This window comes from Thalassoglobus sp. JC818 (assembly GCF_040717535.1).
In the GTDB taxonomy this organism is placed as follows: domain Bacteria; phylum Planctomycetota; class Planctomycetia; order Planctomycetales; family Planctomycetaceae; genus Thalassoglobus.
Genome location: NZ_JBFEFI010000006.1, coordinates 175438 through 190037 on the forward strand (window position 1 = coordinate 175438; position 14600 = coordinate 190037).

Consider the following 14600-nt stretch of genomic DNA (forward strand, 5'->3'; position numbering starts at 1 on the left):
GGCCGACTAAGGCCACTTCTTGATCGCGGATCTGAACAGCGCCTTTTGGGAAGGATCCACTCGATTACTCTTAAGAGAATTCATATTACGACATAGAGTGGCCAATTACAGACGATGACGATCACAACGACACCAACTTCCGGATGGCATATCAGAGTCTGATGCGGACGTTTAGTTGTTAGCGGGTTAGCTGCTGACGCGGCGGATCAGCCAGCCTAGGACTGCCAGCATGGCTGTAAACACGACGAACATTAATTGACCGTAGCGGATGAAGATGTCTCGAAGTTCATCCATGGGGGCGACTGCTTCAGCCCGGCGCTCTTGTACGACTGCAATCCAGTTGACGTTCTTAAGATTCGCCACGGCAGCCAGCCATTCTCCCTCAAAGCTCTCGTCGATGTCGGCAAGCGGGTCGTGATACTCTGAGATCACTCCGTTTCCGTTGACTGCCCTCTCAAGTTGATTCTCTTCACCTGAGGAGAGAGCCAGAATTTTCTCAAGCTCGACGTCCGATTGAATCTCTTTGAGATTGGCGGCCGACATCCACGAGTGATCCAGCATGACTGGAGATCCCTCGCGCATGTCGACGAGAGACAGGAATCTTGCCTGCCCCGTTTCGGATTCATTGCCGCTCCGAATCCGTCGTTCCCACTGACTGAGCAGGTCGGTCAGGTGAATCGTCCGGGCGAGCACGCCGATCACTTCCGTATGGTCGTGATTCCAGATCGGAACTGCCACAGCCACCATGTATTGATGCGTGTTGCTGCTGCGGAAAGCTCCGGAGATTCCGGGAGTTTTTCGCGGTGTATAATCGGTCCCGGCAATATGACCTCGTTCGACACCTCGCCCCAGACCATGGAAGTAGTCTCGCCAGTCGAAGCGTTGTCCGACGGAACTCTCTTTCTCATCGACCGGGTGCGGGTTTCTGTAAATCTGAATTCCGTTGCGGTCATTGACAAAGAAGCTGATATCCAGAGTTCGTCGCTGGCGTTTGAGGCGTTCGTCGTTCTCCTGTCTCCACTTCGTCAGGAACTCCCCTAAATCGGGACGGAAGCCATCTGCTGAGCGTTCGCCGTTTTTCGCAATGAGTTGTTGCGCAAGTCGTTCGAGTTCGTCGGTGCGTTCAGCGAGTTCCTGATCGACACTGGCTGCTAGCAATCTCACGGTCGCGGCGTCGCTGGTCAATGCGCGTTCGTAGAGATTTTGTTCTGCCTGTTGAACCGCTTCCGGAACAGCCGTGACGGCAATCCAGAGCATCATTAATAGAAACAAGACCGGACCGAGGAAGCCGAGCCACACCAACGGGCGCCGCGAGCGATTGAGTTCTCGTTGTCTTAATCGGTCCAGCACCACCTGTGCATTGGGAATTCTCTGTGCAGGATCGGGGTTCAGGCAATCATCGATTAAACGAGCCAGTTCTCCGTCCACACCGGATGTGCTGCGGTGTTCATTGGGGGGAGGAGAGTTTTTGATTGTTCTGCGGTACTCGTGAAGTCGCTCTTCAAGGTTCTGCGAAGCGGATAGTCGCTTCTTCGTTTGCTCGCTGTGGTACGGCGGATTGCCGGTCACCATGTGATAGAGAACAGCTCCGAGAGCATAAACATCCCAGCGGACATCCGGCACAGCATCGACTGCTGCTTGCTCGGGGGCCATGTAATAAAAGGTTCCCAAAGCTGGGCTTTGATCGGAGGATAAGCGTGACTGACCAAAATCGCTGAGCCGGGCATCGTCGGCATGATCGAGAAGAATGTTGGCCGGTTTGATGTCGCAGTGCAGAATTCCCGCACCGTGCGAATGAACGAGTGCCCGCGCCACTGCTGCGCAGATCTCTATCGAGCGTTTGATCGGCAGTGGACCATCTTCGAGCAACGAAGCGACCGATTCATGCGGAAGATATTCCATTACGAAGTAGGGCGGATCGTGATCCCACCCCACGTCGAGAAGTCGAACGACATCGCGGGAGGCATCGAGGACAGCGAGTTTCTCGACTTCGCGTGTCAGGAGTGACCAGTCGAGACCGCGACGGTTTGTGAAGAACTTGATCGCAACCTGTCGGCCCGTTTTTCGCTCTCGGGCCAGCCAGACCATTCCAAATGATCCTTCGCCGAGACATCGAATAATTTCATACCCCGCAACAGAGGTAGGAACTCGTCCAGTTCGGAGGCTGAGTTCCTGGGAGACCTGCTGTTCACGTTCATTTTGAACGGGGGTCGATTCAAGAGGCGTCGAGTTTTGAGGACGATTCATAGCAGCGGCGATGGACTTGGGGTTCGAACGGCCGCATCATGACAGTTTTTCGAGTTTTCGTCGATAACGCTTATTCATTGACGTTGAGGAGCTTCATCCCATCCGAAAAGACGAATGGGTTGCCGTTCGATTTTTTCTCCAAGAGATGCACACGCCTATTGATGTTCGCCGCATTTCACGTTTTCTCTACGCGATAATGTCCTCGACAACGTGCCCGTGCACGTCGGTCAGCCGGAAATCGCGACCGGAATAGCGGTACGTCAAACGTTCGTGATCAAAACCGAGCAGGTGCAGCATCGTCGCGTGCAAATCATGGACATGGACGCGATTTTCGACGGCGCGGAACCCAAATTCGTCGGTCGCTCCGTAGACGGTGCCACCTTTGACACCCCCGCCTGCCATCCAGACCGTGAAGCCGTGGTGGTTGTGGTCTCGTCCGTTTTGCTTTCCTTGATTTGCGCCAGGTGTGGGAAGTTCGACGACAGGAGTCCGTCCAAATTCTCCTCCCCACAGAACGAGCGTTTCATCGAGCAGTCCGCGCTGCTTCAGGTCTTTCAAAAGCGCTCCGAGCGGCTGGTCGAGTTGACCTGCCAAGCGGCGATGATTCTGTTCGAGGTCATCGTGATTGTCCCAGGGTTGCCCTGCCCCGTGCCAGAGTTGAACGAAACGGACACCTCGTTCGACGAGTCGTCGAGCCATCAAGCACTGTCGGGCGTGAACCCCTTCTCCGTACATTTGATGAATGTGTTCCGGTTCACGAGAGAGATCGAACGCGTCGGAAGCTTCGATCTGCATGCGGTAAGCAAGCTCTAAAGAGTGAATGCGCGATTCGAGTTTCGGATCGTGCCCACGCTCGGAAAGATGTTGTCGATTCAGTTCTTGCACGAAATTGAGTTGGTGTCGCTGCTGTTCGAGTGAGAGCTGCTCGTTCCGAATGTTTGAGATCAGCTCATCAACCCCTTTGCGATTCGTGTCGAGGTAGGTTCCCTGATAGACACCGGGCAAGAACGCGGAACGCCAGTTGGCTGTTTCCGTGATCGGATAACCGCCCGGGCACATCGCGATGAATCCCGGCAGATTTTGGTTTTCGGTGCCGAGTCCGTAAGTTAACCAGCTTCCGAAGCTTGGTCGAATCAAACGCCCGTCACCACAATTCATGAGCATCAGAGAAGGCTCGTGATTGGGAACGTCTGCATGCATCGAGCGGACGACGCAGATGTCGTCGATCGATTCCGCTACGTTTTTGAAGAGTTCGCTGACAGGAATTCCACTTTCGCCGTACTGCCGAAACTCATACGGCGACGCCAGAGCAGCTCCGGTTTTCCGCTCGGTCTTCAGATTCTCCATCGGCAATTCTTTGCCGGCCCATTCCGTCAGCTTCGGTTTGGGGTCGAACGTATCGACGTGAGACGGTCCGCCATTACAGAAGATGTGAATGACGTGCTTCGCTTTCCCCGGGAAGTGCGACGCTTTAGGGGCCATGGGCGAACGGCTCTCTGACGCCCCGCGGGCTGTGCCTGATTCTCCGAGAAGCGAAGCGAGCCCGAGCATTCCGAGTCCTTGACCGGAACGCTGCAACATGTCACGTCGGGAAAGATAGGGAAGACCATTCATTGTGGGACATCGATTCTGAGGATGGAGGCGGGACTCAGGTGGGAAACCAAGTTTCGACCATCATTCGTCATTCGTAAAGTGTAAAAGCTTATTTGGGGTCCGAAATGCTGCTTTGGTTCACCCCAATGACAATTCTATCGAACAGCCTCTCTTCGGCGAAATGAGACTTCGTCAGCCCTTTTGAGTTCCTCTGGGAATTCACGAAGTTCGCGTCGAGCGGTTTTTTGAGACAATTCTTGTTGATCGGTCCAACAGCACGTATCCTTGGTACGTAGTTTTTCCATGATGCCGGAATGCGCCCCGAGTCTGTCTGCCGACAGTTGAGTGTTTTCGAAAAGCACTCGCACTGCAGGTCTTGGGATTGCAACTCGAAATTTCACTCGAACATTCAATTCCCGGGTGCGTGTCACTATGTCACAGTTTCCAAATGCAACCCGCCTGTTGGAACGAGTTCGGTCGCGGTTGACTATTCAGCAATGGTTTCGCCGGATGCTCACCGTCACACTCGTCCTGACCGCTATTTGCGGAATTGTGCTGTTGACCGGACGGCTGACGGGTCTGTTCCCCGACTGGTTCACTCCCCGCTCGGTGATCCTCCTTCCAATTTTAGGCGGAGTCATAGCAGCGTTGATGCCGTGGAAACCGGATGAACGGACAGCAGCGTCTGCCATCGATCAGTCACAATCCTCCAACGATTTGTTCCTGACACTTCTTTCGATCGAAAAGTCTTCTTCGGAATACCGACCGCTCGTCATTCGCAACGCGGAGAAACTGGCTCCCAACGTGAATCCGGAAATCGTCGCTCCATTTCAATGGGAACGGTTTTCCATGTGGCCTGTTGCGGCGTTGGTCCTGTTGATGGTTGGTTCAATGTTTGTTCCGACGCTCGACCCGTTTGGGAAAGTCGCCGAAGCCAAACAAGAGGAAGATCAAAAGAAACTCCTCGAAGAGTCCGCCAAGCAAACGCAGAAGCGAAAAGATGTCCTCGCCCAGAAGAACGTCGACGCTGAGAACTCAGAAGAAGTCGAGAAAGCTGTCGAAGGACTCAAAATTGGTTTTCAGCGTATGGAAAAAGCTGACCCGAAAGCCAATCTCGAGCGTTTGAACAAACACCAAAAAGAGATCGGGGAGATTTTCCGGAAGCTGAACTCGGGTGAGTTGAAGTCGCTGTTTGACAAATGGAACAGCGAGCAGAAATTCGGCTCACTCGAAAACCAGGAAATGTTCCGGGAGTGGCAGAAGAGTCTCCAGCAAGGCAACTCTGAACCGCTGCAACAGGAACTCGACGAACTCTCGGATGCTCTGAAAGAACTTGCGAAAACCGACGATCCAATTGAACGAACTGAAATCGAACGTCAGATCCAGAAGAAGCTGGATGCGTTGGAAGACTTCTCAGAAAAACAGGTCGGATCAAAAGCTCTGACCGCTGCTCTTCAGCGAGTGAAGCAGCAACTTGATGCTTCCAAGGGTGAACCACTCTCTCAAGAAGCGATGGAGTCAATTCAGCAATCGATGGAAGTCGCTCAAATGGAAATGGAACTCGTCGCTCAATCAGCGCGAGATCTCCAAAAGCTGGAGAAAGCTCTTGAAGCCATCGCGCAGGCTAAGCAGATGAACGCCGAAGGTGGCTTGGACGGAGAAGACTTCGAGAGCGATATGACACTCGAAGACTACGCCGAACTTTATGCTCAAATGACCGGTCGTCAGGGAATGGGAGAAGGTGATGGCGACGGAGAAGGTGAGGGTGACGGCGACGGGCTGGGAGGACAAGGTTTCGGCGAAGGAGGAGAAGCTCCGGAAGACGATTCGGTCGAGACAGGTTTCGTCAACGAGACTTCTAAGTCGGCAATTCAGAAGGGCAAAATTCTGCTCTCAATGAAGACAAAAGGGCTCTCCGAATCTGGAGAAATCAAGGATGAAGAATACAAGCAGATCCTCGGAGACATTCAGCAATCGCTCGATGACGTGATCGACCAGGAGCAAATTCCTCCCGGGTACGTTGAGTCGATCAAGAAATACTTCGATACGCTCGACAGATAGTGGCTTCACCTGCGATTTAGAACTTCCGACTGCAACTCAGACGCTCGCAACTTGATCAATCCTGGAAAGTCTTTCCGTGGCAAGACCGCTGCAGTATGTCCTCATCGGGTTTCTCGTCCTCACGCTTGCGATCGGCTGGATGTCAGTCGCTCGCAGAACTGATGAAGCACTTGTCGTCTATTGTGCGCACGACCTGATCTTCGCGAGCCAGATTCTGGATGACTTCGAACGTGAGACTGGCATTCCGGTTGTCGTTGTCGGTGACACAGAAGCCACGAAATCTCTGGGACTCGTCCAGCGGTTGCTTCGAGAAAAAGACAACCCGGTGTGCGACGTTTTCTGGAACAATCAGGTACTCGGAACCGTTGAGCTTGCCGATGCGGGAGTACTTCAACCTTATCGTGGAAGCGGCTTCGAGAGAATTCCGGAACAGTTCAAAGATCCGGACGGGCTGTGGGTCGGTTTTGGAGGTCGTTTGCGAGTCTGGATCGTCAATACAGACTCCTTCACTGCGGATGAATCGAAAGTGCTGGAAGCCTTTGAGTCGGACGACCTGTCGCAGATGACAATTGCAATGCCGCTTTACGGAACGACGCTAACCCACTTCACAATTCTCTGGGACCAGTGGGGCGGCGAGGAAACAAGAGATTGGTATGCCGACCTGTTGAAACGCGGCTGTCAGATTTCCCCAGGAAATGCGACTGTAAAGAATCTGGTTGCTGAGGGTGTTTGCAAATTCGGCTGGACCGACACAGATGACTATTTCGTCGGACTGGATGAAGGCTCCCCGGTCGCGATGCTACCGATCCGAATTGAAGGAAAGACGATCTGCATCCCGAACAGCGTGGCCATGATCAAGGGGACTTCCAAGACAGAACAAGCCCAGCAACTGGTCGACTATCTGCTCAGTGAACGTGTCGAACTCGCACTGGCGAAATCAGGTTCCCGACAGGTCCCGCTCGGCCCAATCGATGAGGAAGCTCTTCCCGAAGATGTCCGTGAACTGATTCCTCTCGCAGCTGAGTCACTGAATGTTACAGACTCCGCGAGTGCCAGAAGCGAATGTTTGAAGTGGCTGTCCGAACTGTATACATCTCCTGCTCAATGATTTTCATCGACTTACATTCGGAAATGGGTGATCGCCAGTGACCTGGTTGGGTGCGCTCATCTGGTCGCTGATTCGAAGCCTGATCATTTCCGCATTGGGAACCTGTCTGGCTGAATGGGGCTGTCGAGTTCTCGAATCCCTTCCCCCTGCCCGGCGGAAGTGGATGATGTTTGCGATGGCTGTCCCGTTTCTAATTCCTTCAGTGATGACGGGATACTGCTTTCGCGACACGTCGATGTCGCTCGTTCATCATCCGTGGCTGCGCGAATGCCTGTACGGCTCGATTGTGCTCATGCAGCTGTTTCCAGTCGCTGTGATCGTCCTCTGGCTCTCTCCTCCATCTGCTGTGACGGAGAGTGCGATTCATCTGGGACGTTTAGGTCGCACCTCGTGGAGTTTTCGGTTTCGGCTGGCATTGCAGTCGCGGCTTCAAATCCATCTGACTGCGTTTTGTCTGTTGTTCTTGCTCTCGTTTCAGGAAGCGGACCTTGCTTCACTCATGCAAGCGAACGGTTGGACCGAATGGATTTTCACAAAGCACTCACGCGGACTGGAACTTGGCGAAACATTGCGGCTGGCTGCTTTCCCGATGGTTGTGCACCTTCCGTTTCTTATTCCTATCGTTCTGTGGATCAACACCTCGCGACAGCATGATCACCACCACATCCGACGACTTTCCCAAGCTCACACAGGGCGTACTTTGTTGATCTGCTTGTGGATCACGATGAGCTGGCTCGTCGTGGTTTTCACTCCGACATGGCATCTTGTGCGAGGTTTTCGATTCGGTCTGTACATGGTCGGATCTCAGCCGACACTCATTCGCGAAGTCAGCGATGGAATTCTGATCGGTGCTACGTCCGGTTGCGTTTGCCTGGGACTTGCTCTGTTGTTGAGGTCAACGTTTCAAGCAGGAATTCCGAAGTTGTTGCTGTTCCTGCTTTTTCTCCCAGCCTCGATGGGGAGTCTTCCGTGGGGTTTGACCGTCGCGGAAATCTTTCAAACAGAGAGTTTTCGATTCGCGTACGATACACCAGCCCCTTTGGTTTTGGCGGAGGTGCTGTACCTATTGCCGCGAGGAATCATCCTCTTTCACTGTTTCGATTTGAGTGATCATTCTCCAGCAAAGAAGATGACTCAGCTGCTCAGTGATTCAGGAAACGCTACGCAAAAGCAGATCGGCCGAGAACTGCATTGGAAATTTCACGGCCGAAAGGTGTTTGTTGTCGCGTTGTTGTTATCGTACTGGAGTTACTTCGAAGTCATGCTTCCGTCGATCCTGGCCATGCCTGGATTGGCTCCCATCAATTATGTTCTTTACAATAGTTTACACTATGGGAGGATCGCCGCACTGGGAGTCAAACTCGCTGTGGGGATTGTCATTCCGTTTGTGTTGATCACCGTTCTGGTTTCACTTCGACGACTGTTCACAAAGTTTCTCTAACTCATCTTCACCACTGAATCGTGTGAACGAATTCCCGACAAAGACCGAGAATGTTGCACATGGTTGTGATCCAAATCGGCGTTGAAGAGTTTCATCAGACATAAGACGAATACTGGACCGCCCCACTGCAAAGGGCAAATTGCCATCATGGGAATCGAACTCTGGAATCTGGAGAACGTTCAATTGGGGCACTCTCGTAGCCCTCGTCTGGCAATTCATGAGCTTTCCATTCCGAGTGGAGTAACTGCGGTGATCGGCCCTTCCGGGGCAGGAAAAACGTCTCTGTTGAACCTGCTGGTTGAGTTTGAATCTCCCGACCGCGGAGAGGTGCGTGCTTCCGATTCCGTGCAACGAGAGTCCAAACGTCGTCTGGGTGTTGGATGGGTTCCGGCTGACTTCGGTCTCTGGCCACTGATGAGTGTCCGTGATCATCTACAACTTGTTTCACAAGACTCTCAACTAACGTCGACTAATCAGAAGTCATCTGCTCAAACCGTCGATGAACTTCTGCAGACGTTTGATCTGTCACATTTGGGCGAACGCACACCTGACTCGTTGTCGATGGGAGAGCGGGCGCGACTGGCTGTTGCAAGAAGTCTGGCGATGCAGCCATTTGTGCATGTGATGGACGAACCGTTCACGCATGTTGATCCAGAACGCGTTGATCTCTATTGGAGGGTGCTGCGTGAAGCACTCAAACGCTCCGGCAGTTCACTGATTTTCTCCACGCATTCTCCGTCGGTGGTTCTGCGAGAAGCGGACTTCGTCATCTGTATTCAAGATGGCCAGGTCGCATGGTCGGGACCGCCTCACGAGTTGTATTATCGTCCCGAGAACAAATCGCTTGCGAATCTGCTCGGACCAGTCAACTGGTTCACCAGCGATGAACAATCGACTTGGTTGTCAGCTGAGAACGGAAACCAGTGTCTGCGTCCGGAACAGGTTGCTCTCCAGGCAGACGACTCGTCTCCGCTGTCGGTCGAGAAAACCTGGAACGTCGGCCAGCATCATCAATCTGAGATTCAACATCGAGAGACCAACGAAGTCCGTACGATTTATCATCAGCCGTCGTCTGGCACATTCGCGTCGGGAACACGTGTTCGTCTCAGTCTGATGCTCTTCGCTTTCCTGTCGCTTCTGATTCCACTTTTATCAGGATGCGGCCAATCGGACGCACAAGAACCAGAGCTCGCCATCCGCTCTGCGAAGATGTCACCGCTTCCGAATGAAGGGCCGATGCTCCCAGCTCCGCGAGGAATGACCTTCAGCCCTCGTGGAGATTTGTTCATTCTCGATGATGCAGGTCGAGTTCTCATGTTCGACCAAGTCGGAGACCTCGTCCGTAAATGGTGGATGCCGGAATACGACGTCGGAAAACCAGAAGGGGCCTGGGTGCTGCTGGATGGACGCATCGCGGTCGCGGACACACACTACAATCGTATTACGTTCTTCAATGTCGAGGGAGAACTGCTCGGCACGCTTGGAGAGTTCGGGCGAGGTCCGGGCCAGTTCATTTACACGGTTGCCGTCACACAGAATCCGGATGGTTTTCTGTATGTCGCAGAGTATGGCGGCAACGATCGCGTCCAGAAGTTCACGCACTCCGGAGAGTTTGTCACTGAGTTCGGAGAAGTCGGCACCGAAAACGGACAGTTTCAGCGACCGAGCGGCCTCGTTTGGCACGAAGGGACGCTTTACGTCGCCGATGCCATCAACAATCGGATTCAGGCATTCGACCCGGACGGAAAATTTCTGCGTGTCGTTGCAGATGCGCAAACAGCTGGGCTCTACTATCCGTATGACTTGGCAAAAGGACCAGACGGGTCATTGTTCGTGGCTGAGTACGGAGCTGGTCGTATTTCCCGGATTTCGACCGACGGAAAAGTTTTGGGTCGTTATGGACACGAAGGACGGGGGGAAGGACAATTCTGGACCCCATGGGGAATTGCAGTAAACCATGACGGCAAGATCGCCGTTGCTGATACCGGAAACCGTCGAGTTGTGGAACTACAGTATTGAAAGTCCCAAACCTGCTCCGCCGAATCTTTCCGAAACCACGCAGCCGGGTTGGCTGGCGTGACGCGCTGCCTCTGATCATTTTTCTGATCCTGTACGCAGCGACGATTCTCACGGTGATCTCCTTCGACGTTTTCACGTTCACCAAACCGTTGATGTTCGGGCTGATCGTTGTCTCCGTCTGGGTGTGGTGGATGGCAACGTGTGGCTGGAGCGGACTGAATCGCTGGAGGTCGACGCAAGCACTCATCGTGCGTCTGATTCTCGTCGGCGTTTTCGTCGCCATGCTTGCCGAGCCGCGAAGTGTTCGCACTACCGATGAACTTTCAGTCGTTTACGCTGTTGACATCTCTGAGTCGATTCATCCTGACCGAGTGACCGATGCACTCACTTTTGTGGCCAAAACAACTTCTCAAAAACCGCTTCAGGATGTCGCTGGCTGGATCGCTTTCGGAAGCTCAGCCGCGGTCGAAGTCCCTCCCATTCAAACGAATTATGGGAGCACGATGTCGAATCCGGAGGAAATCCGATTCAACAGTCGTGTCGATCGCGATGCCACGAACATTGAAAACGCACTCTCTCTCGCTGCTGCCATTCTTCCAGAAGACCGACGCGGACGTATTGTCCTCATCAGCGATGGATCAGAAACGACCGGCGACCTCAAAACCGTTCTCGACCAGTTGAACTCTCGCGAGATTTCCGTCGACGTTCTGCCGGTGAAGTACCAGTACGACAACGAAACATGGGTTGAACGGCTTGATCTTCCGCAGTCTGTGAAGATCGGCGAACCCTATGAAGCATCGGTCGTGATCTCTTCTCTCCAAGCAGGGAAAGGGAAGTTGATCATCGAGGAAAACGGCGAACCGATCACCGAAGATCCGATCGAAATCACCTTCGAAGAAGGCAAGAATCGAATCGACATCCCGATCTATCTGAGAAGTCCCGGATACTACGAATACGAAGCGACTCTGATTCCAGAAGAAGGAGCGGACGGGCGAGACGAAAACAATCGGGCGGTCGGCTACATCTACGTTGAGGGTGAAGGCAAAGTGCTCATCGTGCGAGATCCCATTCGCGACGATGATCGGGATTACGAACATCTCGCCAGAGCGATACGAGAAGGAGAACGCGCGATCGAGGTCGTCGACTCGTACCGATTCCCTCGCGATTCCCTGTCACTGCTGCCGTATGACTGCGTCGTCTTCGCGAATGTCGCCCATGACGCCTTCGATGAAGTACAGCTACAGGCGCTGCGTGATGCCGTTTTCAATCAGGGAACCGGGTTTCTGATGACGGGTGGAGATAACAGCTTCGGCCCCGGTGGTTATCATCGGACAATCGTCGAAGAAGTCCTCCCGGTCTCGATGGACATCACCAAGAAGAAAGTCCTCCCGAAAGGTGCGCTGGCGATCATCCTGCACACGTGCGAATTCGCCGAAGGAAATACCTGGGCCAAGCGAATTACGAAGCAGGCTATCAAAGTTCTCGGAAACCAGGACGATGTCGGCGTCATCGCTTACGGTCCCGGTGGGGAACAATGGATTGTCGACCTGGCTCCTGCTTCTCAATACGAGGATATGGTACCCGCGATCAACAGCGCGGTCATTGGCGATATGCCTGCTTTCGGCCCGACAATGCAAATTGGTTTAGATGGACTGAGCAAAAGCGATGCTGCCACGAAGCACATGATTATCATTTCCGACGGAGACCCGCAGATTCCGGCTCCAAACCTGTTAAACAAATTCATCTCGGAGAAAATCAGCGTCTCAACAATCGCCATCTTCCCGCATGGCGGAATCGAAATCGAAACGCTGCGAAACATCGCTAACGCAACCGATGGTCGCTACTACTTCCCGGCCGACCCCAATGAACTTCCGTCGATTTTCATCAAGGAAGCAAAAACTCTGAAGCGAAGCATGATTCAGGAGAAAGACTTCACTCCTGACGTCGGCTTCCCTTCGCCGGTTCTCGAAGGAATCGACGGCCTCCCTCCGCTGCATGGTTTTGTTCTGACGTCTCTCAAAGAAAACGCGCTCACGGAAAACATTCTCTTCACGATCCCGGAAGATGCTGCTGAAGAAGAGACAGACCCAGTGCTCGCCATTTGGAGATACGGGTTGGGAACAACTGCCGCATTCACTTCGTCTCTCTCCAATCAATGGGCTCGCGATTGGGTAGACTGGAATGATTACACCGCGTTCGTCAAACAGCTGCTGATTCGCATTTCCCGTGTCGAAAAGACGGGAAGTCTGCGGATGTGGACTTACAACTCCGGCGGCGAAGGGGTCATTGTTGTCGAAGATTTTCATCCCGAAGAAGACTTTCTCGATGTCGCTGCGAAAGTCTCCGGACCAGGCGGAACGGAATTGTCGATTCCTTTGAAGCAGGTCGGGCCACGTCGTTATCAGGGAACATTCCCGGTGAATGACAAGGGGCAATTTCAGGTCACCACAATCGGAAAATCCGGAGACCGCGAAGACCGGGTCCATGGCGGGTTCATCGTTTCTTACTCGCCAGAGTTTCTCAAGTTCACTTCGAACATGAGCACTCTTCAGCAAATTAAAGACGAAACAGCCGGGACCGAATTGTCTGCCGATTCGACTGCTGAAGACATCTATAACCGACGAACTCCGAAACAAAGCTCCAAGCCAATTTTCGACTGGTTTCTCATCGCGCTGGCTTGTCTGTTACCGCTCGACGTCGCTGTCCGACGCGTTCAACTCGACTGGTCGGTTGTGAAATCGATGCTTGGATTCGGATCGAAAAAGGAAACGACTCAAACGATGGGAGCACTCCTGCAACGTAAGAAACAAGTGGGTGAACACCTGAAGTCGGAACGTCCTTCAAAACCATTCCAGCCCACGGGACAAAAGAGCCCATACTTGACAACTGATGCACAGCGGACCGCTGCCCCTTCGAAACCGAAGACCGAGAAACCGAAAAACGCACCTCCAAAACAGGATGAATCGACGACCAGTCGACTGCTCCAGATGAAACGAAAACGATCCGAGGACGACGACAGCCCTGACCAGAAATAGCTGACAGGCAATTCACACCGTCAACGACGAGCCACTCTTACATACATAAATCATCTCAAGACAATTCGTCACGATTGAGGAAGACCGATGAACGATCAGGAACTTGACGCACTCCAGGCGGAGGCCAATGACTTCAAACAGACTTATGAGTCGGTCTGCGCCGAGATCAGCAAGGTGATCGTCGGTCAGGAACGCGTCATCGAAGCAGCCCTGACGGCAATTATCTGCGGCGGAAACGTGCTGCTGGAAGGTGTTCCGGGTTTAGGAAAAACGGAACTGATCAAAGCGATGTCTGAAGTTCTGGATCTGGAATTTCGACGAATTCAGTTCACTCCCGACCTCATGCCGGCGGACATCATTGGTACGAACATGATGCAGGCTGATGAACATGGCCGGTATCAATTCGAATTCCGCCCTGGACCAATTTTCACTCAGCTGCTGCTCGCCGATGAAATCAACCGAGCCACTCCAAAAACACAGTCAGCCCTGCTGGAAACAATGCAGGAAGGGACAGTCACAACCGGAGGAACGATTCACCGATTGGAACAACCGTTCTTCGTGATGGCGACTCAGAACCCACTTGAGCAGGAAGGAACCTACCCACTGCCCGAAGCTCAACTGGACCGATTCCTCTTTAAAATTGATGTCCCGTTTGTGTCGCGAACTGAACTCAACGAGATTGTGAACCGGACAATTCTTCGCCAGCGAGTCGAACTGCAAAAGCTTTTGGATGGCCCTCGGATCCTGCACCTGCGAACCGTCCTGAACAAAGTTGTCGTCGCCGAACCGATTCGCGACTTCGCATGCAGACTGGTTTTGTCCACACATCCTGAAACAGAGTTCTCACCGGAAGGTGTTAAGAAATTCATCCGCTGGGGAGCCTCCCCGCGTGCAGCTCAGGCGTTAATTAAAGCAGGCCGTTTGCGAGCACTGAGTCAGGGAAGAAGCCATCTATCATTCGACGACGTCCGCTATTTTGCCGACGAAGTTCTGAAACATCGAACACTCCTCAACTACGACGGACAAGCGGAGAACGTCGAAGTCGGTGATCTGATTGATGAGTGTCTGACAACACTCCCTGAACAAGCAGCTTGAA

General features: G+C 53.1%; 8 protein-coding genes. 6 read left to right on the forward strand and 2 right to left on the reverse strand.

Translation table 11 applies throughout. From position 1 onward, the window contains the following. Nucleotides 1–186 precede the first annotated feature (186 nt). Nucleotides 187–2247: a serine/threonine protein kinase gene (locus tag AB1L42_RS16730; protein WP_367058355.1), complete on the reverse strand. Its 2061-nt coding sequence runs from the start codon at nt 2245–2247 to the stop codon at nt 187–189. Between the two features lie 186 nt (nt 2248–2433). Continuing rightward, nucleotides 2434–3861, reverse strand: coding sequence for a DUF1501 domain-containing protein (locus AB1L42_RS16735; RefSeq protein ID WP_367058358.1), 1428 nt, complete (start codon nt 3859–3861; stop codon nt 2434–2436). Nucleotides 3862–4272: 411 nt separating this feature from the next. On the opposite strand from AB1L42_RS16735, the gene AB1L42_RS16740 reads away from it, so the two are divergent. The 6 genes from AB1L42_RS16740 (at nt 4273) to AB1L42_RS16765 (ending at nt 14599) form a co-directional block, all read left to right on the forward strand. Then, nucleotides 4273–5901, forward strand: a complete 1629-nt coding sequence (locus tag AB1L42_RS16740; RefSeq protein WP_367058361.1) for a hypothetical protein — start codon at nt 4273–4275, stop codon at nt 5899–5901. A 76-nt stretch (nt 5902–5977) separates the two neighbouring features. Continuing rightward, entirely contained in the window at nt 5978–7009 is a 1032-nt protein-coding gene (locus AB1L42_RS16745; RefSeq protein ID WP_367058364.1) for an extracellular solute-binding protein, read from the forward strand. Between the two features lie 37 nt (nt 7010–7046). Further along, nucleotides 7047–8450 carry a hypothetical protein gene (locus tag AB1L42_RS16750; RefSeq protein WP_367058367.1) on the forward strand — a complete coding sequence of 468 codons (1404 nt, stop codon included), beginning with the start codon at nt 7047–7049 and terminating at the stop codon, nt 8448–8450. Nucleotides 8451–8597: 147 nt separating this feature from the next. Continuing rightward, nucleotides 8598–10469: an ATP-binding cassette domain-containing protein gene (locus AB1L42_RS16755; protein WP_367058370.1), complete on the forward strand. Its 1872-nt coding sequence runs from the start codon at nt 8598–8600 to the stop codon at nt 10467–10469. After that, nucleotides 10466–13504 (forward strand): VWA domain-containing protein, encoded by a 3039-nt coding sequence (locus AB1L42_RS16760; RefSeq protein WP_367058373.1) that lies wholly within the window; start codon nt 10466–10468, stop codon nt 13502–13504. Before AB1L42_RS16755 ends, AB1L42_RS16760 begins: the two co-directional genes overlap by 4 nt. Nucleotides 13505–13591: 87 nt before the next feature. After that, nucleotides 13592–14599 (forward strand): MoxR family ATPase, encoded by a 1008-nt coding sequence (locus AB1L42_RS16765; protein WP_367058376.1) that lies wholly within the window; start codon nt 13592–13594, stop codon nt 14597–14599. The last annotated feature ends 1 nt before the right edge of the window (nt 14600 follow it).